General features: G+C 66.0%; 24 protein-coding genes. 19 read left to right on the forward strand and 5 right to left on the reverse strand.

Annotated elements, in window-relative coordinates; translation table 11 throughout:
- The first annotated feature begins 3 nt into the window (after window positions 1–3).
- The 4 genes from C5F75_RS09655 (at window position 4) to C5F75_RS09670 (ending at window position 3,551) form a co-directional block, all read left to right on the forward strand.
- Window positions 4–969: an NAD(P)-dependent oxidoreductase gene (locus tag C5F75_RS09655; RefSeq protein WP_104012245.1), complete on the forward strand. Its 966-nt coding sequence runs from the start codon at window positions 4–6 to the stop codon at window positions 967–969.
- Window positions 970–1,288: 319 nt separating this feature from the next.
- Window positions 1,289–2,332 carry a LacI family DNA-binding transcriptional regulator gene (locus C5F75_RS09660; protein WP_059583434.1) on the forward strand — a complete coding sequence of 348 codons (1,044 nt, stop codon included), beginning with the start codon at window positions 1,289–1,291 and terminating at the stop codon, window positions 2,330–2,332.
- A gap of 54 nt (window positions 2,333–2,386) precedes the next feature.
- Window positions 2,387–3,175, forward strand: coding sequence for a YhfC family intramembrane metalloprotease (locus C5F75_RS09665; RefSeq protein WP_059583432.1), 789 nt, complete (start codon window positions 2,387–2,389; stop codon window positions 3,173–3,175).
- A gap of 13 nt (window positions 3,176–3,188) precedes the next feature.
- Entirely contained in the window at window positions 3,189–3,551 is a 363-nt protein-coding gene (locus C5F75_RS09670) for a DUF3022 domain-containing protein (protein WP_059583430.1), read from the forward strand.
- Window positions 3,552–3,584: 33 nt separating this feature from the next.
- Here C5F75_RS09670 and C5F75_RS09675 read toward each other — a convergent pair whose 3' ends face one another.
- Together C5F75_RS09675 and C5F75_RS09680 are read right to left on the reverse strand one after the other, a co-directional pair.
- Complete coding sequence (locus C5F75_RS09675; RefSeq protein ID WP_059583428.1) at window positions 3,585–4,016, reverse strand: PGDYG domain-containing protein; 432 nt, start codon at window positions 4,014–4,016, stop codon at window positions 3,585–3,587.
- A gap of 136 nt (window positions 4,017–4,152) precedes the next feature.
- A complete protein-coding gene (locus C5F75_RS09680; protein ID WP_059583427.1) occupies window positions 4,153–4,686 on the reverse strand; it encodes a Spy/CpxP family protein refolding chaperone in 534 nt (177 codons plus the stop codon).
- A gap of 249 nt (window positions 4,687–4,935) precedes the next feature.
- Here C5F75_RS09680 and C5F75_RS09685 point away from each other — a divergent pair, with 249 nt between their 5' ends.
- Both C5F75_RS09685 and C5F75_RS09690 read left to right on the forward strand, forming a co-directional pair.
- Window positions 4,936–5,400, forward strand: a complete 465-nt coding sequence (locus C5F75_RS09685; RefSeq protein ID WP_006481526.1) for an Lrp/AsnC family transcriptional regulator — start codon at window positions 4,936–4,938, stop codon at window positions 5,398–5,400.
- A gap of 468 nt (window positions 5,401–5,868) precedes the next feature.
- The gene (locus C5F75_RS09690) at window positions 5,869–6,969 is read left to right on the forward strand and encodes a saccharopine dehydrogenase family protein (RefSeq protein ID WP_059583425.1); all 1,101 of its coding nucleotides are present in this window, start codon (window positions 5,869–5,871) and stop codon (window positions 6,967–6,969) included.
- Between the two features lie 133 nt (window positions 6,970–7,102).
- Here the strand turns inward: C5F75_RS09690 and C5F75_RS09695 are convergent, their stop codons facing one another.
- Together C5F75_RS09695 and cydX are read right to left on the reverse strand one after the other, a co-directional pair.
- Window positions 7,103–7,720 carry an AAA family ATPase gene (locus C5F75_RS09695; protein ID WP_059583424.1) on the reverse strand — a complete coding sequence of 206 codons (618 nt, stop codon included), beginning with the start codon at window positions 7,718–7,720 and terminating at the stop codon, window positions 7,103–7,105.
- Window positions 7,717–7,863 (reverse strand): cytochrome bd-I oxidase subunit CydX, encoded by a 147-nt coding sequence (gene cydX / locus C5F75_RS09700; protein WP_063892434.1) that lies wholly within the window; start codon window positions 7,861–7,863, stop codon window positions 7,717–7,719. The genes C5F75_RS09695 and cydX overlap by 4 nt, the downstream gene beginning before the upstream one ends.
- A gap of 199 nt (window positions 7,864–8,062) precedes the next feature.
- Between cydX and corA the strand changes: the two genes are divergently transcribed.
- Complete coding sequence (gene corA, locus C5F75_RS09705; protein WP_059583422.1) at window positions 8,063–9,040, forward strand: magnesium/cobalt transporter CorA; 978 nt, start codon at window positions 8,063–8,065, stop codon at window positions 9,038–9,040.
- Between the two features lie 7 nt (window positions 9,041–9,047).
- On the opposite strand, the gene C5F75_RS09710 is transcribed toward corA, so the two are convergent.
- On the reverse strand, window positions 9,048–9,341 hold the full coding sequence (locus C5F75_RS09710) for a YciI-like protein (RefSeq protein WP_059583421.1): 294 nt from the start codon (window positions 9,339–9,341) through the stop codon (window positions 9,048–9,050).
- A gap of 448 nt (window positions 9,342–9,789) precedes the next feature.
- Here C5F75_RS09710 and C5F75_RS09715 point away from each other — a divergent pair, with 448 nt between their 5' ends.
- The 12 genes from C5F75_RS09715 to C5F75_RS09770 all read left to right on the forward strand — a co-directional run bounded on the left by C5F75_RS09715 (window position 9,790) and on the right by C5F75_RS09770 (window position 24,799).
- On the forward strand, window positions 9,790–10,278 hold the full coding sequence (locus C5F75_RS09715) for an aminoacyl-tRNA deacylase (RefSeq protein WP_104012125.1): 489 nt from the start codon (window positions 9,790–9,792) through the stop codon (window positions 10,276–10,278).
- Window positions 10,279–11,136: 858 nt separating this feature from the next.
- On the forward strand, window positions 11,137–11,838 hold the full coding sequence (locus C5F75_RS09720; protein ID WP_059583418.1) for an energy transducer TonB: 702 nt from the start codon (window positions 11,137–11,139) through the stop codon (window positions 11,836–11,838).
- An 86-nt stretch (window positions 11,839–11,924) separates the two neighbouring features.
- Window positions 11,925–12,830: a MotA/TolQ/ExbB proton channel family protein gene (locus C5F75_RS09725; RefSeq protein ID WP_059583417.1), complete on the forward strand. Its 906-nt coding sequence runs from the start codon at window positions 11,925–11,927 to the stop codon at window positions 12,828–12,830.
- A gap of 20 nt (window positions 12,831–12,850) precedes the next feature.
- On the forward strand, window positions 12,851–13,273 hold the full coding sequence (locus C5F75_RS09730) for an ExbD/TolR family protein (protein WP_059583415.1): 423 nt from the start codon (window positions 12,851–12,853) through the stop codon (window positions 13,271–13,273).
- Between the two features lie 81 nt (window positions 13,274–13,354).
- Window positions 13,355–13,786 (forward strand): ExbD/TolR family protein, encoded by a 432-nt coding sequence (locus tag C5F75_RS09735; protein WP_059583519.1) that lies wholly within the window; start codon window positions 13,355–13,357, stop codon window positions 13,784–13,786.
- 16 nt (window positions 13,787–13,802) lie between these two features.
- A complete protein-coding gene (locus C5F75_RS09740; RefSeq protein WP_059583413.1) occupies window positions 13,803–14,993 on the forward strand; it encodes a tetratricopeptide repeat protein in 1,191 nt (396 codons plus the stop codon).
- A gap of 251 nt (window positions 14,994–15,244) precedes the next feature.
- Entirely contained in the window at window positions 15,245–15,820 is a 576-nt protein-coding gene (locus C5F75_RS09745) for a helix-turn-helix domain-containing protein (protein WP_059583412.1), read from the forward strand.
- A 257-nt stretch (window positions 15,821–16,077) separates the two neighbouring features.
- Entirely contained in the window at window positions 16,078–18,903 is a 2,826-nt protein-coding gene (locus tag C5F75_RS09750; RefSeq protein ID WP_059583409.1) for a TonB-dependent receptor, read from the forward strand.
- 240 nt (window positions 18,904–19,143) lie between these two features.
- Window positions 19,144–21,024, forward strand: a complete 1,881-nt coding sequence (locus C5F75_RS09755; protein ID WP_089464772.1) for an extracellular solute-binding protein — start codon at window positions 19,144–19,146, stop codon at window positions 21,022–21,024.
- 13 nt (window positions 21,025–21,037) lie between these two features.
- Window positions 21,038–22,090, forward strand: a complete 1,053-nt coding sequence (locus C5F75_RS09760) for a microcin C ABC transporter permease YejB (RefSeq protein ID WP_059583406.1) — start codon at window positions 21,038–21,040, stop codon at window positions 22,088–22,090.
- A complete protein-coding gene (locus C5F75_RS09765) occupies window positions 22,044–23,159 on the forward strand; it encodes an ABC transporter permease (RefSeq protein ID WP_059583404.1) in 1,116 nt (371 codons plus the stop codon). The genes C5F75_RS09760 and C5F75_RS09765 overlap by 47 nt, the downstream gene beginning before the upstream one ends.
- Window positions 23,156–24,799 carry an ABC transporter ATP-binding protein gene (locus C5F75_RS09770; RefSeq protein WP_059583403.1) on the forward strand — a complete coding sequence of 548 codons (1,644 nt, stop codon included), beginning with the start codon at window positions 23,156–23,158 and terminating at the stop codon, window positions 24,797–24,799. Before C5F75_RS09765 ends, C5F75_RS09770 begins: the two co-directional genes overlap by 4 nt.
- Window positions 24,800–24,832: the final 33 nt, after the last annotated feature.

Genomic DNA, 24,832 nt, shown 5'->3' on the forward strand with positions numbered 1-24,832 from the left:
ACGATGAAGCCCCGTATCGTCGCGTACAAGCCGCTGCCCGATGACGTTCTCGCGTACCTGCGCGAGCATGCGGACGTCGTGCACGGCGACGGCGCCGACGCGCTCGCCGCCGCGCTCGGCGACGCCGACGGCGCGATCGGCGCGAGCCTGAAGATCACGCCGCAGATGCTCGACCGTGCGCCGCGGCTGAAGGCGTGGTCGACGATCTCGGTCGGCTACGACAACTTCGACGTCGCCGATTTCACGCGGCGCGGCATCGTGCTCGCGCATACGCCCGACGTGCTGACCGAGTCGACGGCCGATACGGTGTTTTCACTGATCCTGGCCTCCGCGCGGCGCGTGGTCGAGCTCGCCGAGTGGGTGAAAGCCGGCCATTGGCATCGCAGCATCGGCCCCGACCTGTACGGCACCGACGTGCAGGGCAAGACGCTCGGCATCGTCGGGCTCGGGCGCATCGGCGGCGCGGTCGCGCGCCGCGCGGCGCTCGGCTTCCGGATGCAGGTGCTGTACGCGAACCGGTCCGCGCATGCCGAGGCCGAGACGCAGTACGGCGCCCGGCGCGTGACGCTCGACGAGTTGCTCGCGCAGTCGGATTTCGTGTGTCTGCAAGTGCCGCTGTCGCCCGACACGCGCCATCTGATCGGCGCGCCCGAGTTCGCGAAGATGAAGCGCGGCGCGATCCTGATCAACGCGTCGCGCGGGCCGGTGGTCGACGAGGCCGCGCTGATCGACGCGCTGCGTGCGGGGACGATCCGCGGCGCGGGGCTCGACGTGTTCGAGAAGGAGCCGCTGCCGGCCGATTCGCCGCTGCTGCGGATGAAGAACGTGGTCGCGCTGCCGCATATCGGCTCGGCGACGCACGAGACGCGCCATGCGATGGCGCGCTGCGCGGCGGAAAACCTGGTCGGCGCGCTGGCCGGCACGCTGCGCGCGAATCTCGTCAACCCGGATGCGCTGGCGCACGCCTGAGCCGCCTGCGATAACCGCCCTGCGCGGTTAGAGTCGATGGTCTTGGTGCCCGAGGGCTGGCTGCGTTATGATCGCCCGCGCTCGTCGCATCGACGGCCGGCCACGCGGCCGGCGGCGTCGCGCGACGGGCTTCCGCGCCAGGTCCGGTGCGGCCGACTGCTGTAACGCCATTGGCGGGCGCTGCTCGAGCGTGAAGCACCGGGCCGGCGCAGGCGCCGACGCGCCAGGACAGGGGAGGCCGCCGGCTGGCTTACGTTTCCAACAACAATGGTCCGTCTGCTCACGAAGCGGCGCGGATCGTACGTCGCGAGGCACGACAGTGACCGATTCGCAATCTTCCACGACGCGTCCGGCGACGATCAGCGACGTCGCGCGCGAGGCCGGCACGGGCAAGACCAGCGTTTCGCGCTACCTGAACGGCGAGACGCATGTGCTGTCGGTCGATCTGCGCCAGCGGATCGAGGCGGCGATCGCGCGGCTCAACTACCGGCCGAACCAGATGGCGCGCGGGCTCAAGCGCGGCCGCAACCGGCTGCTCGGCATGCTCGCGGCCGACCTGACCAATCCCTACACCGTCGAAGTGCTGCAGGGCGTCGAGGCCGCGTGCCATGCGCTCGGCTACATGCCGCTCATCTGTCACGCGGCGAACGAAGTCGAGATGGAGCGCCGCTTCCTGCAACTGCTCACGACCTACCGCGTCGAAGGGCTGATCGTCAACGCGCTCGGCGCCGAGGAAGACGTGCTGCGCCCGCTGCGCGGCGCGGGCATTCCGGCCGTACTCGTCGATCGGACGGTCGAGGGCTTCGAGGCCGACCTGATCGGCCTCGACAATACCGATGCGATCGAGACGGCGCTCGCGCATCTGGTCGCACAGGGCTTCGACGCGATCCATTTCGTCGTGCAGCCGTTCGAGCACGTGAGCTCGCGGCGCGTGCGCGAGGCCGCGTTCCGCGCGGCGCTGGCGGCGCGCGGGCTGGCGGTGCCGTCGACGGTCGTGCTCGACCTGAACGAGCCTGGCGCGGCCGCGGCGGCGCTCGCCGACGTCGATGCGCGCATCGACGATGCGGCTCGGCGCGGCGTGCGCGCGGCGCTGTTCGCCGCGAATGCGCCCGTCGCGCTGGCGATCGCGCGCCACCTGCGCGCGCGCTTCGGCGCCGCATGGCAGCAGCAGGCGGCGCTGCTGTCGATCGACGATCCGGAATGGGCCGAGCTGATCGGCATCACGACGATCCGTCAGCCGACCTACGAAATCGGCTACAAGGCCGTCGAATTCGTGCACGAGCGGATCGACGGCGCGGCGGGCGACGTGCGCGTCGCGATGCTGCCCGGCGAGTTGATCGCGCGCGCGTCGACCGCAAGCTGAGTATCATTCGGGGCACGCAGCGCGCCAGGTGCGCTGCCTCGAACAAGGAACTCCATGACTGTCGCTCCCGTCACGCTGGCGGCGCTGATCGCCGCCACGCTGATCATCGCGCTGCTGCCGCTCGTCCTCTACCGCATCCTGCGCAAGCCGCTCGTGCTCAATCGCCGCGACACGATCGTCGGCGTCGCCGTCTTCACGCTGTTTGCCATGATCGTCGAGCGCGCGTTCCACGGGCTCGTGCTGAGCCGCACGCCCGAGGACGGCTGGCTGACGCAGCCGCTCGCGTTCGTCGCGTACAGCGCGCTCGCGACCGCCGTATTCGAGGAAATCGGCCGCTATCTCGGCATGCGCGTGCTGAACCGCCGCTATGGCGCATCGGCCGGCGACGGCCGCGGGATCGGCTACGGGATCGGTCACGGCGGCGCCGAGGCGTGGTTCGTCGGCGTGCTCGTGTGGGGGCAGTGGTCGTATCTCGCGTGGCTCGCGAGCCGCGGCCAGCTCGAGACGCAGTTGTCGGACCTGCCGGTCGACACCGTGGTGCGGCTGCACATGATGCTCGCGACGCTGTCGGCCCAGTCGATCCTGCTGTTGCTGCTCGAACGCTGCGCGGCGTTCGCGGTGCAACTGGCGCTGTCGGTGCTGATGTGGCGCGGCGTGCGTGCCGGCCGCATCGCCGTGTTGCCGCTCGCGATCGTGCTGCATGCGCTCGCGGCGACGCCCACGCTGCTGTACCAGGTGCGCGTGCTGCCGGTCGCGTGGGTCGAGGCCGCGTATTTCGTGCTGGCCGCGATCCTGGTGGCTGTGCTGGTGAAGACGTGCCGGCCGTCGCGTGCGACGGCCTGACCGGAGAGACGCAATGGACGACTATCTGATCGAATGCCCGAGCGCGGAATTCGACGCGCTTGCGCGCGTGATCTGCGAACTCTTTCCGGAGCAGACGCGCTTTGTCGAAAACAGCGACGAACGCGGGCGATTCCTGTCCGTGCAGTGGCTCGCGATGCGTTTCGGCGCGACGCCGAAGCGGATGACGCTGGACATCCGGATCGTGCCGGCCGCGCTCGCGCGCTACCTGGCGCTCAAACCGATGCAGCGCGCGCGCAGCCATGCGGTGCTGCATGCGTATACGGAAGCGATGCTCGGCTCGCTCGAAGAGCGGCACGCGGCCGGCGAGGCCGTCGAGCGCGACGCGGAACTCGAACTCGACGAAGACTTTGCGTGAGCGGCGGCGCCGGCCGCGGGCCGGCGCGGTGCGTCACGCGTCGCGGTAGACCTGCGCGAAGCGCTGCGCCTGCACGACGCCGTAGTCTCCCGGCGCGTATTGCATCACCCAGTCGCCGGCGACGCCGCGCAGCGTGTCGCCGTTTTCCGAGCGGGCGATCGTGAACGGCTCGTCCATCCGGCGCGCGAGCACGACGGCCGGCCGGTTGCGGTAGGCGCCCGGCGTGCCGTGCGCGAGCGCCGGATCGGCGGGCAGGTATTTGGCGTCGAAACGTGCGCGCGACACGACCCAGCGGTCGCCGGTCGAGCCGGTGATCAATGCGTCGCCCGTCACATAACGGTTCGGGCCTTCGAGGCTCATCAGTTCGCCGTCGGCGTCCGCGAAGGACACGGCGACGGTTTCGTCCTTGACGACGCGACGGGCCTGCGGATCGGTACGCAGATCGAGTTGCTTGAGTTCGAGCATGGCGGGGAGGGGCGGGAAAGCGGGAAAAGCCGGGAGCTTATCCCGAATTCGGCGCGCCGTGTGACGCGCCGGTCGCCGATCGACGCGCGGCGCCGTTCGGCCCGGGTGGGCCGGCACGGCGCCGGCGGGGAAGGTGTCAGGGCTGCGCGCTCGCGGCCGGCGCGGCGGCTGCGTTGCCTTCCTTGCCCTTCGTCTTGCCCTTGCCGCGGTGCTCGCCGCCGTGGTGCAGCCAACTGCGGAACGTCGTGTCGGCCAGCGCCTTCTGCTCGGCCGGGAAGCTCTCGTAGAGCGGCGCGAATGCGTCGGCGAGCTTCTTCGCGCCGTCGGCGTTCGCCTGCGACAGTTCCGCGTACTGCTTCATGTCGTCGATCGCGGACACGTCGTGTTTGGCCATCCGTTCGCTGTAGAGGCGGCCCATCGTTGCGCCGTTGTCGCGCATCGTGTCGGCGAACGTCTTCCATTGCGGCTCCTGCGCCGACGTGATCTTCAACTGGTCGTGCAGGTACTTGATGCGCTGCTCGATGCGCGCTTCGTGGCGCGCCGCGCGCTGCTCGGCGCTCGGCGCCGACGCCGCGGCCGTCGTTGCCGGCGCTTGCGGCTGTGCCGGGGTTTGCGCGAAGGCGCTGGCTGCAACGGCGAGCGTAGCGAGGGTGAGCGAGATTTTCTTCATGGTTGGCTCTCCGGGGTGGTGTCTGGCGAGCGGGCGCGGCGGCCATCGCCGCCAGCGCGCCTCTCGCGTCGCCCGTTATTAGTAGCACGTTGCCTGCCGCGCGGCAGTGAATGCGACACTTGCTTACATCCGATACGAATCGAAATCGAAGGTGCGAATCCGGGCGATGCCGGTTGGGCGCGCCGGCGTTCGGCGCTATCATCGCGTCACTTTCCACTCCGCCGGCACATCGCGCGCCGGCTCAGCGTCATGCGTCCACCCCGTCTCGACCAACTCGACGATCTCGACCGGCAACTCGTCGCGCTGCTGCAAGCCGATGCGCGCGCCAGCGTCGCCGATCTCGCGCGCCAGCTCGACGTGGCGCGCACGACGGTCGTCGCGCGCATCGCGCGGCTCGAACGCACCAACGTGATCGCCGGGTACAGCGTGCGACTCGGGCAGGACGTGCTCGACGCGAGTATCTATGCGTACGTCGGCATCATCCTCACGCCGAAGTTCGGCAAGGACGTATTGCGCAAGCTCGACCGGATGCCGGAAGTCCAGCTGCTGTGCGCGGTGAGCGGCGAGTACGACTACGTCGCGTGGCTGCGCGCCGATTCGCCGGAGCGGCTCAACGACCTGCTCGACCAGATCGGCACGCTCGAAGGCGTCGAGCGCACGACGACGTCGATCATCCTGTCGCGCAAGATCGATCGCGGAACGATCGGCGGCTGACCTGTTGGATGCGGCGCCGCGCGGGCGTCGCTGCGTCACGGCTGCCCGGATTGAAGTCGAGGTACCTGCCCGCACGCATTCGTATCGGCCTTCGCTGTCCTTCGTGATCGTCACGGGCCCCCGCCGTTGTCCTTTCGCGCCTCGCGCGCTTCTTTCCAGAATCTCCTTTCGTATTCAGCTTCGACCGGCGTGTCGTACCCGATGCATGTGCGGTTCGTGCGTCCGGTGCGACGCCGTGCGTCGTCTTCATCCTCGCAATGCGCGGCCGCCAACGGCCGGCGTGCGACATCTGCTATACGCGATTTTTATGTGAATCGGTCGTTTCGACGAAATTTATCGTCATAACGTCGAAATTATCGGTCGTTTCGCATCATTCTTCGTCTTGGAACTGATTTTGCGCGTCCCTACACTGTGTTCATTGGCTCAACGCCGTTCACAACACCAAACCCATCATCAGGAGATAAGCGCATGAAAATCGCCATCGTCGGCGCAGGTCTGATCGGCCACACCATTGCTCACATGCTGCGCGAAACCGGCGACTACGAAGTCGTCGCGTTCGACCGCGACGCGGATGCGCTCGCGAAGCTGTCGCGCGAAGGCATCGCGACGCAACGGGTCGATTCGGCCGACGCGAACGCGATTCGCGAAGCGGTGAAGGGCTTCGATGCGCTCGTCAACGCGCTGCCTTACTACCTCGCGGTCAACGTGGCCGCGGCCGCGAAGGCGGCCGGCGTTCATTACTTCGACCTGACCGAAGACGTGCGCGCCACCCATGCGATCCGCGAACTGGCCGACGGCTCCGACCGCGCGTTCATGCCGCAATGCGGCCTCGCGCCGGGCTTCATCGGCATCGCCGCGCACGAACTCGTGAACGGCTTCAGCGAAGTGCGCGACGTGAAGATGCGCGTCGGCGCGCTGCCCGAATATCCGACCAACGCGCTGAAGTACAACCTGACGTGGAGCGTCGACGGCCTGATCAACGAATACTGCCAGCCGTGCGAAGCGATCCGCGACGGCCGCAAGCAGTGGGTGCAGCCGCTCGAAGGCCTCGAACACTTCTCGCTCGACGGCACCGAATACGAAGCGTTCAACACGTCGGGCGGCCTCGGCACGCTGTGCGAGACGCTGTCGGGCAAGGTCGAGACGCTCGACTACAAGTCGGTGCGCTACCCGGGCCACCGCGAACTCGTCCAGTTCCTGCTGGAAGACCTGCGCCTGTCGACCGACCGCGACACGCTGAAGTCGATCATGCGCCGCGCGGTGCCGTCGACGAAGCAGGACGTCGTGCTCGTGTTCGTCACGGTGACGGGCGTGAAGGACGGCCAACTGGTTCAGGACGTGTTCACGCGCAAGATCTTCGCGAAGGACGTGTGCGGGATGCACATGAGCGCGATCCAGATCACGACGGCCGGCGCGATGTGCGCGGTGCTGGATCTGTTCCGCGAAAAGAAGCTGCCGCAGAGCGGTTTCATCCCGCAGGAGAAGGTGTCGCTGAAGGCGTTCCTGTCGAATCGTTTCGGCAAGCTTTACGACGGCGGCACGATGGAGCGCATGCACGCGGTTGCCTGACCGCGGTTGCCAGACAGTAGTTACCAGACGATTCGCCAGACACTGGCACGAGGGCCGTACGACGCCGGGAGCGCAGCAGCGCTTCCGGCGTTGTTTTTTGGGCGAGAAGAGGAAGGGCGCCGGGGGCGCGCGATCAGGCCGGCAGCGGCGGGACCATCGTCGCCGGTTGCGGCGGCGGCACGATGCGGTACAGCAGCGCGTCGATGTCCGCGTCGGACGGCGCGGTGTTGTCGAACATCACGATGCCGTCGCATTCGCGGCCAGTCGGCACGAAGCGGCGCTGCCGGTATTCGTCCCAGTGCGCGAGCTTGTACGCATCGTTCGGGTTCGCACGCGCGACGATCCGCTGGTGCGCGACGTCTTCCGACGTATGGACCCAGACGACCGTCAGCGTGACGTCCGGCGCGATGCCGAGCCACGCGCGATCGAGGATGCGCCGGTCGCGCACTTCGCGCGACAGCGGGCCGACGACGAGCGCGCCGATGCCGAGCGCGAGATTTTCACGGGCCGTGTCGAGCAGGCCCTGGTATTCGGCATCGCGAAGGTGCTTCAGGTAGAGCGGGCTGTCGCGGTCGTTCGGATCGTCGGTGAGCGCCCCCATCGCGGCCGCACTGTAGCGGCCGTACAGCGTGTCCTTGTCGAGCAGGCAGAACGCTTGGCCGGTCGCGCGCATCAGCGGCCCGATGAGCCGCTTCGCAAGCGTGGTCTTGCCGGTGCCGGCGTGACCGCAGAAGAACACCAGGTGCGTCACGAATGCCGGCTCCCCGACCGCTGGCCGGACGTGTCGCCGCGCTTGTCGCCGCGCGAGAACACTTCCGCTTCCAGCCACATCGCGTTGATGATGCCGAAGCCGAGCGCCACGCCGATGCCGAGTATCCACGAGAAATACCACATAGGTCTGTCTCCTTGACGGTTGGGGCGCGCGGCCGTTGTGCAGTGCGCAATGCAGGCCCGGCGAGCCTGTCGAAGCGCCCGGGGCGCGTGCTGCGGTGCACGCAGCCCGATCATGACCAATATCGGCGTGCCGCGCAAGCGGGCCCGTCCGTGCAGCAAACCGGTAAACTGATGCGCAAACCGCAATATCGTGAACAACATGCTGATCAACTGTGCTGCTTACCAGGACGGCCGCAAGCTGGCCGATATCGACATCGACGCCATCAGCGATTACGTGTCGAAGCCCGAATGCTTCGTATGGGTCGCGCTGAAGGATCCGACGCCCGAGGAAATCGACCTGATGGGCGAGGAATTCGGGTTGCACGAGCTGGCGCTCGAGGATGCGCGCAAGGGCCATCAGCGGCCGAAGATCGAGGAATACGGCGATTCGCTGTTCGCGGTGCTGCATACGGTCGAACTCGACGAGGACGGCGAATTCAAGGTCGGCGAATTGAACGTGTTCGTCGGCCCGAATTACGTGCTGTCGATCCGCAACCATACCGAGCACGATTTCCGCGACGTGCGCAAGCGTTGCGAGCGGGAGCCGCATCTGCTGCGGGAGGGGTCGGCGTTCGTGTTCTACGCGTTGATGGACCAGGTCGTCGACCGGTATTTCCCGATCCTCGAAACGCTCGGCACCGAACTCGAGGAACTCGAGGACCGCATCTTCGCGAAGGCCACGCCGGCGTCGTCGCGCGCGATCATCGAGGATCTCTATTCGCTGAAACGCCGGCTCGTGCTGCTGTACCAGCACACGGCGCCGCTGATGGAGCCGCTCGCGAAGCTCACCGGCGGGCGTGTTCCGCAAGTCTGCAGCGGGATGGCGGCCTACTTCCGCGATGTGTACGACCATTTGCAGCGGATCGTGAAAACGATCGAAGGGCGGCGCGAGATGGTCGTCACGGCGATCCAGGTCAACCTCGGAATGATTTCGCTCGCGGAGAACGAGGTGACCAAGCGGCTCGGCTCGTTCGCCGCGCTGTTCGCGATACCGACGATGATCGCCGGCATCTACGGGATGAACTTCGCGAACATGCCCGAACTGCACCTGAAATACGGGTTCTACGGCTGCATCGCGGTGATGGCCGCCGCCGACCTCGCGCTGTGGTGGCGTTTCAAGCGGGCGGGGTGGCTGTAGGGCGGCGTCACGCCGGACGCGGCGCGTGCTTGCCGACCACGACGCGCCACGGCCGCACGCGCCACGATTTCACGAGGCCGTTCTGCACGTACGGATCGGCGCGCGCGAACGATTCGGCCGCTTCCGGCGAATCGCCTTCGAACACGAGCACGGCCTGGTCGGCCGGGTCGGCCAGCGCACCGGCGAGCACGAGTTCGCCGCGCTCGGTCGCCGCCTGCGCGAGCGCGAGATGCTCCGCACGAAGCGGTTCGCGGCGCGACAGGTAATCGTCGACGAGTTCGTAGATCAACTGGTAATGCATGATCGCTCCAGGAATCGGTTTCCGCCTCGGATAGTGGGCGGCCAGGTCAGTATAGGGCAGCGGGAAAGCCCTTGGCGGCGTGGTTTGCCGGCGGGATGGCGGGCATTGGGCGGGGGCGCTTCATGACCCGCGCATCCCGGCCGATATCCCGCTGGCTTCCTTAAAAACGCAACTAACGGTCGAGCTTCCAGACATCGGCGAATTGCCGGGCGCTTCGCGTCCACGGCCGATCCGCGTGGAATTCGTCTACAGGAAACGAGGAGGCGCCGGCCTATGCCGGGTCCGGATTTCGCATGCCGGCGAAGGCAGGGGAGCGGGTGAAAACGATAGGCGCCGGCCCGGGGGCGGGGGGCGTGCGAGGGGTGTTTCCATTGGGCCGGAATGCGACCTATGCTGAACGAATCCGGAGCGAACGCCGTTCGCCCGATTCGCCCAGACGAGGTGTGCCATGCCGGTCTCAGCCACCCTGCAGGATTGCCTGCGCCAGAAGTCATCGCGGTACGAAGTCGTGTACCACCCCTATAGCCATACGAGCATGGAGACGGCCGCCGCCGCGCACATTCCCGGCGATCGTCTCGCGAAAACGGTGCTCCTCGAGGACGCCGAGGGCTACGTCGCCGCCGTGTTGCCGACGACGCACGCCGTGCTTCTGTCGGATCTCTGGGTGAAGACGGGACGCCATCTCGTGCTCGCCCGGGAGGTCGAATTGCGCGACCTGTTCAAGGATTGCGACATGGGCGCGCTGCCGCCCGTGTGCATGGCGTACGGGATGAAGACGTTCCTCGAGGAACACCTCGCGCAGCAGCCGGAAGTCTATTTCGAGGCCGGCGACCACGAAGCGCTGATCCACATGATGCAGGACGAATTCCTGGCGCTGATGGAGACGGCCGAGCGCGCGCATTTCTCGCATCGTATGCAGGGGATGATGCTGTCCTGAGCGATGCCGGCCGTGCATCGATGACGCATGCGCGGGCATTTTTCCCACCGGGCCCGGTGAAGTGGAGATGCCCGTGCGCGCAGAGGGGCGGGCAACGAATTCACGCTGGCGCAGCGGTACCCGGTTTCGGAAAATAGGTTCGTTGTGCAGACGATTATTTCAACCATGCCAGTAGGAAGGTTTGCTTATTTTAATTTGGAATCCTTTGCAAAAATGCGGCGGGCAAATCCTCGGAATATCGCGTCAACGGGCCCTGGCTCCGCGTGACAACGGTCAATCGGCTTCCATCCTTGCATGAGACAACCAGACGCATCCGGCGGCGCTCATTCCAGACGCGCCAATGCAGTGCGCCGCACTAAATCGGTGATTATTTATGAGAGGCACTGAATTAGTGCGACAGCCTACAAAATAATTACCGAATTAATGGAAAATGTTTGTTGAAGCTTACTAACTTGTTATTCGAGTAAGGCCTCCAAACTTTGTATTTGGGTATCAAATAAAGTTTGACGCCCAAATTTTTTCCTTGCTATCTTCTGCACCCAAGACGAACGGCCTGGCTGACGTCGGCGTGTAACGAAGATTCAATCGTCATACGAGAACGTGCCTGCGCCGACGAAGCTGACAATTGCCTGAACGCGCTGGTGCGGGGCGGACGCCGGATAGGGCGGCTATCCCGCGGTGGTTGAAACGATTCCTTGAAATTGAATGAATTCGGATCCGAAATCGATGCTTTCGATTCGGATTACTAATTGCATTGAAAATGAAATTTCGGGTTGAGGCGGAGGCGGAACCGACCGGTTCCGGCGCCGGCCATCATCGCGAAACTGGGCGATTCGCTTGGGGGGATGGATAGTGGGCATGAAAGTCGAAGAGCATCTGGTTGCTTCGAACAGCGGACTGGCCACGCTCGGCCGTCCGCGGGAATTCGGCAAGAAGCAGCAGAATCCGGTGCGCCGTTTCGGCGGCATCGCAGTCGTCCTCCTGTTGCATGCAGTGCTGATCTACGCATTGCTCAACGGCCTCGCGACGAAAGTCGTGCAGGTGATCCAGCATCCGATCGAAACCCGCATCATCGAGCCGGTGAAGCCGCCGCCGCCCCCGCCGATGCCGGTCGTCAAGCTTCCGCCGCCGAAGTTCGCGCCCCCGCCGCCGCCGTTCGTGCCGCCGCCGGAAGTACCGGTGCAGGCGCCGCCGCAGGCGACGATCACGCACCAGTCGGCACCGGTGCCATCCGCACCGGCCGTGCAGGCGCCGGTCATCGCACCGCCCGCGCCGGCGGCCAAACCGGTCAGTCACGAAGTAGGTGTCGTCTGCCCGAATTCGGACACGATTCGCGCGTCGATGCAGTACCCGAAGGAAGCGCAGGAAAACAACATCACGGGTGACGTGACGATCGAGTTCGTCGTGGATGCGGAAGGGAACATCACGAACGAACGCGTGGCCCAGTCGGCCGACCCCGTGCTCGATCGTGCGGCCTACAACACCGTGAAGCGGTTCAAATGCGTGGCGCAAGGCCAGGCGGTACGGGTGCAGGTGCCGTTCTCGTTCAACCTGAATTGATGCAGTGGGCGGTCCGGCGGGAGCCGGACCGGTGAAAACCGGCTCGAACCTTAATCGTAAGTTCAACGAAAGAATTGGAGTGGGGTATGACGAAGCGTTCTCTGGCCGCGCTGGCGGCAAGCCTGTTGATGTCCGTCGCTGCAATCGACGGGCTCGTTGCACCGCAGCCCGCCTATGCGCAGGCGAGCGGATCCGCGGCGGCATCCGACGCGTCGCAACAGGCCGCGGCGCCCACGCAGGCGCCTTCCGCGGCCGAGCCGGCCCCGCCGCCGGCGCCTGCTACGACCGAAGCGGTCGAGAATCCGTACGGGCTCGGCGCGCTCTGGAAGAACGGCGACTTCGTCGCGCGCTTCGTGCTGATCCTGCTCGTGATCATGTCGATGGGCAGCTGGTACATCATGATCACGAAGTTCGTCGAGCAATTGCGCGCAAACCGCCGCGCGAAAATCGCGGACGCACAGCTCTGGAGCGCGCCGTCGCTGGCCGAGGGCGCGAAGCTGCTCGACGAGGCGTCGCCGTTCCGCTTCATCGCCGAAACGGCAATCGAGGCGGGCGAGCATCACGACGAGGCGCTGCTCGAAGCCGTGGACCGCAACACATGGATCGACGTGTCCGTCGAGCGCTCGATCACGAACGTGTCGAACCGCCTGCAGGACGGGCTCGCGTTCCTGGCGACGGTCGGTTCGACCGCGCCGTTCGTCGGGCTGTTCGGCACGGTCTGGGGGATCTATCACGCGCTGACGGCGATCGGGATCGCGGGCCAGGCATCGATCGACAAGGTCGCGGGCCCGGTGGGCGAGGCGCTGATCATGACGGCGATCGGCCTGGCGGTCGCGGTGCCTGCCGTACTTGGCTACAACTTCCTCGTCCGGCGCAACAAGTCGGTGATGGAACGCGTCCGCAACTTCGGCGCCCAGCTGCATACCGTGCTGCTGGCCGGCAGCAAGCGCGCGGTGCGCGCGCCGTCGCCCGCCGCGTCGCTCGTGAACTGACCGGCTGACGGAGGCGCGCGATGGGCATGAACGTCGGGCAGGACGAAAGCGACGAGGTGATCGCGAACATCAACACGACGCCGCTCGTCGACGTGATGCTGGTGTTGCTGATCATCTTCCTGATCACGATTCCGGTCGTCACGCACACGATCCAGCTGCAGTTGCCGAAGGAGATCGTGCAGCCGCTGCAGACCACGCCGAAGAGCGTCGAGATCGCGGTGAATCGCGACGGCGATTTCTTCTGGGGCGAACAACGGGTGGATGCGTCGGCGTTGCTCGCGAAGCTGAAGGGTGTGTCGCAGCAGCAGCCGCAGCCGAGCGTGCACGTACGGGGCGACCAGAACACGCGCTACGAGTTCATCGGCCGGGTCGTCACGATGTGCGAGCGAGCGGGTATCGCGAAGGTGTCGTTCATTACGGAACCGCCGGCGCGGGGTGGTTAGCCTTGCATGGGAACGGCATACGCGCCGATTCCGATTGACGACGACGCATGGGATCAGATCAGGCATCGACAGGAGCAGACGATGGGAATGAACGTGCCTTCGGGCGGGAGCGGCGGCGAGCCGGACGTGATGGTCGACATCAACACCACGCCGCTGATCGACGTGATGCTGGTGCTGCTGATCATGCTGATCATTACGATCCCGATCCAGATGCATTCGGTGAAGATGGACCTGCCGGTGGGCAACCCGCCGCCGCCCGCCACGCCGCCGGAAGTGGTGCAGATCGACATCGACTTCGACGGTACGACGACGTGGAACGGCGCGCCGGTGCCGGACCGCGCGGCACTCGAGACGAAGCTGACGGCGGTCGCGCACGAGCCCGTGCAGGCGGAGATCCATCTGCGGGCGAACAAGCTGGCGCCGTACAAGGACGTGGCGGCCGTACTGGCGTCCGCGCAGCGCGTGGGCGCGACGAAGATCGGCCTGATCGGAAACGAGCAGTTCATGCAATGACGGGACAGGCGGACCGATGAACCAGCGACGATGGAAACGGATGATGGCGCTGACGGCGCTCGGTGCGGCCTGCGTGCTCGGCCGGCCGGCGTGGGCGGCCGACGCGTTGCGGCCCGACGTGGCGAAGCCGCTGGCCGCGGCGCAGGACCTGTATCGCGCGCACAAGTATCGCGATGCGCTCGGCAAGATCGCGCAGGCGGCTGCCGTGCCCAACCGCACGCCGTACGAAACCTACATGGTGGAAGCGACGCGCGGCGCGGCGGCGATGGCGGCCGGCGATACCGGCGTGGCCGCGCAGGCCTACGAAACCGTGCTGAACTCGGGGCGCCTGTCGGGCGCGGACGAGCAGCGGACGACGGCGGCGCTCGCGGGAATCTACTTCCAGCAGAAGAACTATCCGCAGGCGATCCGCGTCGCCCAGCGCTACCTGAAGGCGGGCGGCACGGATCCGGACATGCGCACGCTGCTCACGCAGTCGTATTACCTGTCGAACGATTGCGGCCAGGTCGTGAGCCAGTTGAAGGCGAGCACGGAGGCACAGGCGAAGGCCGGCCACGCGCCGGACGAGGGCCAGCTGCAGATGCTGGCGACCTGTGCGCAAAAGAGCAAGGACGCCGTTGCCTATCGCAACGCGCTCGGCATGCTGGTGGCTTTTCATCCGAGCCCCGCGTACTGGGAGGACATGATCTCGGCCATTCGCGGCAGCCCCGGTTACCTGTCGTCGCTCGACCTCGACATCTACCGGTTGCGCAGGGCGACGGGCTCGCTGACGACGGCCGACGCCTACATGGAGATGACGCAGCTCGCGCTGGTGGCGGGAACGCCGGCCGAGGGCAGGCAGGTGATCGACCAGGGATTCGCGTCCGGCGTGCTGGGCAAGGATGCACAGGCGGAGCGCGAGAAACGGCTGCAGGCGCTGGCTGCCAAGCGTGCGCAGTCGGGTGCGGACGCCGCCAACCCGGTGGCGCCGATCGATGCCGGCATGAATCTGGTGTTCGCGGGCCATGCGGCGCAGGGGCTGTCGATGATGGAGCAGGTGATCGCGAAAGGCGGACTCGAGCATCCCGATGCCGCGCGGCTGCGGCTCGGCGAGGCGTACTACGTGGCCGGCCAGAAGGCGCATGCGGTCCAGGTGCTGCGCACGGTGAAGGGTAACGACGGGTCGGCGGATCTGGCGAAGCTGTGGACGGCGGTGGCGTCCCGGTAGCGCAACGCAAAGCCGCGACGGCATGCGACGCGCACGCAATCGACGAGCAGCGTGGCGCGATGGAAGTACAAGTCCTTGACGGTCGGACATGAAGAGAGACAGGGGAAATGTTGTTGATTAGTAACGCGAATGAAATAGGCGAAACACTCGCGGGCGCGCGGCGACGGTGCCGCGCCGCGTCGGCCGCGTCATCGCATCGGCCAAGGCTGGCCGACATCAAACCGGTTTCGACTGCGAGGCTCCGCACTTCCATGACTGTGCCCCCTGATGAGTCGGTTCTGGTCGCCGTATCGCTGGGCAGCAAGATCCGGGCGCTGCGCCAGCGCCTGAAGCTCACGCTTGACGAGACGGCCGGGATCGCGGGTATTTCGAAGCCGTTCCTGTCTCAGGTCGAGCGTGGGCGCGCGACGCCGTCGATCACGTCGCTGGTCCGGATCGCGCACGCGCTGGGCGTCACGATGCAGTACTTCATCGACACGCCGACGGAAGCGCGTTCGGTGTGCCGCGGGAACGCGCTGCAGTACTTCCAGTTCGCGAACTCGGCCAGCCTGTTCGCCAGACTGACGAACCTGGTGGATGGCCGCAAGCTTGACGCGATTCTCGTCAGGATGCCGGCGGGGCAGTCACCGTCCGAGATAACGACGCATGCGGGCGAGGAATTCGTCTACGTGATGCGCGGGCAGATCGCGCTGACGCTCGAGGATTGCACGTTCACGCTCAACGCGGGCGATACCGCGCACTACGAATCGACGATGCCGCATGCATGGCGCAACACGGCCGACGAAGAAGCGGTGATCGTCTGGGTCGGCACGCCGAGACTGTTCTAGCGGAGGCGGCAGGCGCCGCATGTCGAACGGGAAGCAGCAGGAAGTGCGCTCATGACATGTAGTAAGTATGACGAAGTAAATATAAAGAAACGGTGATGCCGGGCGGAACGGGTGCCCAAGGCCGATCCGTTCGAGTCGTGGCGGTCGGAAGGGTGGCTATTGCGGGTTCCGTTACACGGGCGCCCAGGACGCGCAAGGAATTCACAAGGTTCCGGCGTACAGCAGGTGGGGTCTTACTACGAGCGAGAGGGAACGAGATGAAGCAGAGAGTATTGGCGTTGGCCATCAAGAGGATAGTCTGGGCGGAACTGGCGCTGACGGCCGCGCTGGTGCCGCCGGCGTTTGCCCAGAGCCAGCCGGCGCCGGGCGCCGCATCGATCGCGGATGCGGTCGCGAATGGCGCACCCGTGACCGTTGCGCAGGCGAACGGTACGGCGGGCGCTGTCGCCGCCACGGGCGCCGCGGCATCCGGTGCGGCAGCCGAGGCGACGCCGGCCGCTCCCGGCGCGAACGGACAGGGCAAGGTCGCGCAGATCAAGCGGTTCGAAGTGACGGGTTCGCTGATCCGGCAGGCCGACAAGGTCGGCTTCAACCAGGTTCAGACCATCACGAGCAAGGACATCGAGAACAGCGGCCACACCAGCGTCGCCGACTACCTGCGCAGCACCTCGGCGAATTCGGCAAGCAGCTGGAGCGAAGGGACGACGAACAGCTTCGCGCCGGGCGGCGCAGGCATCGCATTGCGCGGCCTCAGCGAGAAGTACACGCTGGTGCTGATCGACGGCATGCGGGTGTCACCGTATGCGTTCGCGGTGAACGGCAGCGATCAGTTCTTCGACCTGAACACGCTGCCGCTGAACATCATCGACCGAATCGAAATCGTCAAGACAGGCGCGGTGTCTCAGTATGGTTCCGACGCAATCGCGGGCGTGGTGAACATCATCACGAAGAAAAACTTCCAGGGTCTCGAGCTGGGAGGCAGCTACGGCGGTGCGACGAACGGTGAAGGCGGCCAGGGCACGACGAAGTTCAGCATCCTCGGCGGCTTCGGCGACCTGAACGCCGACCGCTTCAACGTGACGGCGGCGCTCAGCTACTACAAGTCGAACGGCATCTCGATCGCCGATCGCGACATGACGCAGAACCAGGATTTCTCCAATTTCCCGGGCGGCCTGTCGAACCAGAGCGTGTCGTACTGGCGCAATCCGGCCACCGGCGCGAAGGTGCCGCTGAGCCCGTGTCCGAACGGCGGTCAGGCCGTGCCGGGCACCTCCGTCGCGCAGGTCAACGGTCCCGGCACGGTCTGCGCAAACAACACCGCGTACGCATCGTCGCTGTCACCGTGGACTGAACGCCTGAGCGCGAAGGTGCACGCTGACTTCAAGATCAGCGACGCGATGCAGGCGTTCGCCGATCTCTGGGAAAGCAACAATACGACGGTCACGAACAACTTCGTCGGCCGCCTCGGCAACAGCACGCAGACCTATGATCCGGCGACGGGCGGTCTCAACCCGATTTCGAACCTCGTGCCGGGCAGCAACCCGTATAACCCGTTTGGCGTGCCGGCCAAGCTGGTTTATGCATTCCCGGCCACGCAGGCCGTGCATACGAGCTCCAACTTCTGGCGTGCCGCGACGGGTGTGAAAGGATCGTTCAGCACGCCGCGCGTGGGTGACTGGGACTGGACGGCGTCCTACACGCATTCGCAGAACACGGTGTCGAACAACTATTCGAACCTGATCAACGCGGCCGCGCTCGAAAATATCGTCCAGAACGGCGTATTCAACTTCGCGAATCCATCGTCGACACCGAACGGGTTGAACGGGCTGTACGGAAGCACGTCGACGCAGGCCATCACGAAGCTCGACGCCGTCGATGCGACGCTGTCGACGCCGAACCTGTTCACGTTGCCCACGGGTAACGTCGGTCTGGGTCTCGGTACGCAATTCACGCACCAGAGCCAATACATCGGGACGGGCGCGGACTACGCGAACGGCACGCTCATCCAGCCGTCGCTGCAATCGGTCAACGGCGAGCGCAACGTCGCGGCGGTCTACTACCAGATCGACATTCCCATCCTGAAGAACCTGACGTTCAGCCAGTCGGGGCGCTACGATCACTACAGCGACTTCGGTGGCGCGTTCTCGCCGCGCTTCGCGTTGCGCTTCCAGCCGATCCGCGAGCTGACGATGTACGGTTCGTACAACCGTGGCTTCCGCGCGCCGACGCTGATCGAAAACACCTCGTCGAGGACCTACGCCGCGCAGGGCGCGGTCGATTCGAACGATCCTAACAATCCGAACGCATACAACCTCGTCGAGGAAGTGCAGGCCGGTAACAGCAAGCTGCAGCCGGAGCGGACCAAGAACTACAACATCGGCTTCCAGCTGTCGCCCACCCGCAATACCGATTTCGGCTTCGACTGGTACAAGATCCACATCGACAACGTGATCGGCACGGAAGACATCCAGACGGTGGTCGACCAGAACGATCCGTCGAAGGTGATCCGTAATCCGAATGGTTCGATCGCGTATGTCGTGCTGCCGTACATGAACCTGTCGTCGCTCGATACGGACGGCTTCGAGACCACCTTCCGCCAATCGGTGTCGACCAAGATCGGTACTTTCACGCTGTCGGGCGACTGGGCCTACGTGTGGCACTTCAAGATGCCGGTGGGCGGCGAGACGACCGACTTCGCGGGCAACAACGGTTCGCTGAACGAGCCGTTCGGCGGCAGCTTCCCGCGCTGGAAGGGCAACACGAGTCTGAACTGGAACTACCACAACCAATGGAACGCGACGTTGACGTGGATGTTCACGGGACCGTACAGCCAGGCCATCCTGTCGCCGGGCCAATATCCGAACATGCAGGACAGCGTGGCGTCGTACAGCCAGTTCAACCTGATGGTCAGCTACACCGGCTTCAAGCATTGGACGATCTACGCGGGCATCGACAACATCTTCAATCGTGCGCCGCCGTTCGACCCGGTTTTCATGAACGCGAGCTACCAGACGGGCTACGACACGTCGCTGTACACGTATGTCGGTCGATTCGCGCAGGTTGGCGCGACCTACAAGTTCTGATGCCGATTGCGATGCACGGATGGGCTTTAGACCGGCCGCTCCACGTCCACCTCCCCATTTTTTGGAGCGGCCCTTTTTCGCCTGGCGCCACGACGGCCTGCAACCGGGACGTGCGGCGATGCAGTTCGCAGGCGCGTTTTCAGCACGAACAACCAGTGGGATGCAGGTGGCACGCGGCATCCTGCACCGGCATCTACCGCGCGCAGGCATCACGCCCGCACGCTTTCGGACAGACCGACCATGAAACTGTTGAAATGGCGATGGACAGGCGTGCCGCGCGCGGCGCTGTTCGCATGCGTCGTGCTGCTCGTGTCGGGTAGCGCCATGCCACGTGCGGCGCTCGCGGTGTCGGCGATCGCGCAATACGATCAGCCGAAGTACCCGACCAATTTCGCGCATTTCGATTATGCCGATCCCGACGCGCCGGACACCGGCACGCTCAATTTCGAAAACTACGACACAGCACAGAGCTACGACTCGCTGAACCCGTTCCTCGTGCGCGGCTCGCCCGCGCCGGACATCAAGAACCTGATGTTCGACACGCTGATGCAGCGCAGCTGGGACGAGCTCGCGTCCGAATACGCGCTGATCGCCGACGACGTCGAGGTGGCGCCCGACGGGCTGTCGGCCACGTTCCACATCAATCCGGCCGCGCGCTTCTCGAACGGCGACGCGATCACCGCGGCGGACGTCAAGTATTCGTTCGACACGCTGACGAGCCCGCAGGCGTCGCCGATCTACAACGCGCAGTTCTCCATCATCAAGCGCGCGGTGGTGATCGACCGGCACGCGATCCGCTTCGAATTCCAGCACGCGGAGCGCGACGCGGCGCTGATCGCGGGCGACCTGCCGGTGTTCTCGCCGAAGTGGGGGCAGCGCGCGGACGGTACGCGGCCGCCGTTCGACCAGATCGCGAACGTGCCGCCGATCGCGAGCGGCGCGTACCTGATCGAGCAGCGCAGGAACGACAAGCAGATCACGTACGTGCGCAACCCGCACTACTGGGCCGCGAACCTGCCGTCGCGGCGCGGGATGTTCCGCTTCGCACGCGTGTCGTTCAAGTTGTACCTCGACCAGTACACGGCGCTCGAGGCGTTCAAGGCCGGCGACGTGGACGCGCGGGTGGAGTACAGCTCGACGCAGTGGGCGCGCAAGTACGTCGGCAAGAATTTCCGCAACGGGCTGCTGAAGAAGGGTGAATTCCCGGATGGCCCCGCGCAGATGCAGGGTTTCCTGATGAACCTGCGCAAGCCGATGTTCCAGGACGTACGCGTGCGGCATGCGCTCGCGCTGGCATTCGACTTCGACTGGATGAGCCGGATGATGTTCTACGGGCAGTATCGCCGCACCAACAGCTTCTGGGACGCGAGCCCGTTCGCGGCATCCGGCATGCCGAGCGCGAAGGAACTCGCATTGCTGGAGCCGTTCCGGTCGACGTTGCCGCCGGAGGTGTTCGGCCCGATGGTCAAACAGCCGTCGACGCTGCCGCCCGGCTCGCTGCGCGCGAACCTCAGGCAAGCGCGCGACCTGCTCGCGCAGGCCGGTTGGCACTATCGCGACGGCGCGCTGCGCGACGCGAACGGCACGCCGATGACGATCGAGATCATCGACGACGAGCCCGGCATGGATCGTCTGATCCTGCCGTACACGCAGGCGCTCGCGACGCTCGGCATCCACGCGTACCTGCACGAGATCGACAGCGCGCTCCACCAGAAGCGGCTCGACAATTTCGAGTACGACATGACGACGTATATCTACTCGCCCGTGACGATCCCCGGCGCGGAGCTGACGCGCCGCTTCGGCAGCGCAGCCGCCTCGCAGCCCGGCTCGGAGAACTATCCGGGCGTGAAGTCGAAGGCCGTCGACGCGCTGATCCGCGCGGCGCTCGCGGCAGATACGCTCGACGATCTCGAGACGGCCACGCACGCCCTCGACCGCGTGCTGATCAACCTGTACGTGCTGGTCCCGCAGTACTACCTGCCGAACGCGCGGATCGCATACAAGACGACGCTCGGCCATCCGGCGGTCGTGCCGGCTTCCTATCAGTACGAGGACTGGATCGTCGACTACTGGTACGTGAAGAAGCCGGCCGCACGACCACAACCCGCTCCGGCGGCCTGACGGGGGAGCAACGATGCTGGCATACATAGTGAGGCGGCTGCTGCTGATGATTCCGACGCTGATCGGCGTCGTGACGATCACATTCGCGGTCACGCAGTTCGTGCCGGGTGGCCCGGTGGAGCAAATGCTCGCGCAGTTGCGCCACGGCAGCGCGCGTGGAGGCGACGCGGGCGGAGGCGGGGGCGGCTACCACGGCAGCCAGGGTGTCGATCCGCAGCAGATCGAGCAGATCCGCAAGCAGTTCGGTTTCGACAAGCCGCCGCTCGAACGCTACGCGCTGATGCTGAAAAGCTACGCGACGTTCGACCTCGGGCAATCCTATTTCGCGCACCGCAGCGTATGGGCGGTGATCCGCTCGAAGTTGCCGGTGTCGATCACGCTCGGGCTGTGGACGGTGATTCTCACGTATCTCGTGTCGGTGCCGCTCGGCATCGCGAAGGCGGTGCGCAACGGCTCGCGGTTCGACACCGTGACGAGCGTGCTGGTGCTGACCGGCTACGCCGTGCCGGGCTTCGTGCTCGGCGTGCTGCTGCTGATGCTGTTCGGCGGCGGCACGTTCTGGCAGGTGTTCCCGATGCGCGGGCTCACGTCGGACAACTTCGACGACCTGACGCTGATCGGCCAGATCCTCGACTATCTGTGGCACATCGCGATGCCGGTCACCGCGTCGGTCGTCGGCAATTTCGCGATCGTCACGATTCTCACGAAGAACACGTTCCTCGAGGAAATCGGCCGGCAATACGTGCTGACCGCGCGCGCGAAGGGCGCGCCGGAGCGCGACGTATTGTGGAAGCACGTGCTGCGCAATGCGGCGATTCCGCTGCTCACCGGGCTGCCGGCGGCATTCGTCGGCGCGTTCCTGAACGGCAACCTGCTGATCGAGACGCTGTTCTCGCTCGACGGGATGGGGCAACTGTCGTACGACTCGGTGATCCGCCGCGACTATCCGGTCGTGCTCGGCTCGCTGTTCCTGTTCACCCTGATCGGTCTGCTGACCAAGCTTATCGCGGATATCTGCTATGTCCTCGTCGACCCCCGTATCCAGTTCAGCCGGCTGGACCACTGATCCGGCCGCCGTCGCGTGCGCGGCGTCGCCGTCGCCGTGGCGACGCACGTGGCTGCGGTTTCGCGCGCAGCGGCTCGGCTACTGGAGCCTCGTGATCTTTGCCACGCTGTTCGCACTCAGCCTGCTGGCCGACGGATTGTCGAACGACCGGCCGCTCGTGGTGCGCTATGACGGGCACCTCTATTTCCCGATCGTGAAAGACTATCCGGAGACGCAGTTCGGCGGCGATTTCCCGGCGAAGACCAACTATCTCGATCCGTACATCCGCGCGAAGATCGAGTCGCACGGCAACTTCGCGATCTACCCGCCGAACCGCTACCGCTACGACACGATCGATTATTTCGCGTCGCGGCCGTACCCGGCGCCGCCGTCCGCGAGCAACTGGCTCGGCACCGACCAGTTCGGCCGCGACGTGCTCGCGCGGCTGCTGTACGGATTTCGGCTGTCGGTGCTGATGGCGTTCGCGCTGACGGTCTCGGGCGTCGCGATCGGCGTGCTGACGGGCGCGCTGCAGGGCTTCCACGGCGGACGTACCGATCTCGTCGGGCAACGCCTGATCGAGATCTGGAGCGCGCTGCCCGACCTGTACCTGCTGATCATCTTCGCGTCGATCTTCGAACCGTCGCTGTGGCTGCTGTTCATCCTGCTGTCGATGTTCGGCTGGCTCGTGCTGTCCGACTACGTGCGCGCGGAGTTCCTGCGCAACCGCGCGCTCGACTACGTGAAGGCCGCGCGCACGATGGGGCTGTCGAACTGGCAGATCATGTGGCGGCACGTGCTGCCGAACAGCCTGACGCCGGTGATCACGTTCCTGCCGTTCCGGATGAGCGCGGCGATCCTGTCGCTGACGAGCCTCGACTTCCTCGGCCTCGGCGTGCAGCCGCCGACGCCGAGCCTCGGCGAGCTGCTGCAGGAAGGCAAGAACTACCTCGACGCGTGGTGGATCTCGATCTCCGCGTTCTCGGCGCTGGTCGTCACGCTGCTGCTGCTCACGTTCATGGGCGACGCGCTGCGCAACGCGCTCGACATGCGCGCGCGCGGCTCGGCCTTCGGCGGGGAGCAACGATGACGACGCCATTGTTGGAGATCCGCCAGTTCTCCGCGCACTTCGGCGCGAAAGCCGCCGTGCAGGACCTTGACCTCGCGGTCGCGCGCGGCGAGCGCGTGGCGCTCGTCGGCGAGTCCGGCTCGGGCAAGAGCGTGACGGCGCTGTCGATTCTGCGGCTCGCGCAGCAGGCGACGCTGTCGGGCCAGATGCTGTTCGACGGCGAGGATCTGCTCGCGAAGACCGAGCAGCAGATGCGCGGCATCCGCGGCGCCGATATCGCGATGGTGTTCCAGGAGCCGATGACGGCACTCAACCCGTTGTATACGATCGGCAAGCAGATCGCCGAGAGCCTGCGGCTGCACGAGGGGCTGCGAGCGGGCGACGCGCGCGAGCGCGGCATCGCGCTGCTGCGGCGCACCGGAATTCCGGAGCCGGAACGGCGCATCGACAGTTTTCCGCACCAGTTGTCGGGCGGCCAGCGGCAGCGCGCGATGATCGCGATGGCGCTCGCGTGCCGGCCGCGGCTGTTGCTCGCGGACGAGCCGACGACGGCGCTCGACGTGACGGTGCGCCAGCAGATCGTCGACCTGCTGATCGAGCTGCAGGAGCAGGAGGCCGCCGCGCGCGGGATGGCCGTGCTGCTGATCACGCACGACCTGAATCTCGTGCGGCGCTTCGCGCAGCGCGTGGCCGTGATGGAGCGGGGCGTGCTCGTCGAGACGAACACGACCGGCGCGCTGTTCGCCGCGCCGCGGCACGCGTACACGCGCCGGCTGCTCGACAGCGCGCCGCAACGCGCGGTCGAGCCGGTCGCGGCCGACGCGCGGACGATCCTCGATGTCCAGCAGCTTGCCGTCGATTACCGCATCGCGGCGAAGGGTTGGCGCGCGGCGTTCGGCAAGACGGCGTTCCGGGCCGTGCACGACGTGAAGCTGAGCCTGCGGCGCGGCGAGACGCTCGGGATCGTCGGCGAATCGGGGTCGGGGAAATCGACGCTGGCGGCGGCCGTGCTCGGCCTGCAGCGGCCGGCGTCGGGCGGCATCGAGATCGACGGCATGCCGCTGGCGTCGCTGCGCACGACACGCGGCCGGCGCGCGCTGTACGGCCGCATGCAGGTCGTGTTCCAGGATCCGTTCGGCTCGCTGTCGCCGCGCATGACGGTCGAGCAGATCGTCGGCGAGGGGCTCGCCGTGCACCGGCCGACGGTGGCCGGCGCCGCGCGGCGCGCGCGCGTCGCGGCCTTGCTGCAGGAGGTCGGCCTGCCGGCCGAGGCAATGCTTCGCTATCCACACGAATTTTCCGGCGGCCAGCGCCAGCGCATCGCGATCGCGCGCGCGCTGGCGGTGGAGCCTGAGTTGCTGGTGCTGGACGAGCCGACGAGCGCACTCGACGTGTCGATCCAGAAGCAGGTGCTGAATCTGCTGACGAATCTGCAAAAGAAGTATGAACTGAGCTATCTGTTCATCACGCACGATCTCGCGGTGATGCGTGCGATGGCCCATCGGGTCATCGTGATGAAGGCGGGGCGCGTGGTCGAGGAGGGCGATACGCTCGACGTGTTGCACGCGCCGTCCCACCCGTATACGCAGGCGCTGCTCGCGTCGTCGATGCTCGCGCCGGAACCGGGGCCGCGGCAGCGGGAAGGGGACGCGGATGATTGACGTGAAGCGGGCGCGGCGCGCCCGCACCGTTCG

The organism is Burkholderia anthinoferrum (genome assembly GCF_002925705.1).
Taxonomy (GTDB): Bacteria; Pseudomonadota; Gammaproteobacteria; order Burkholderiales; family Burkholderiaceae; genus Burkholderia; species Burkholderia semiarida.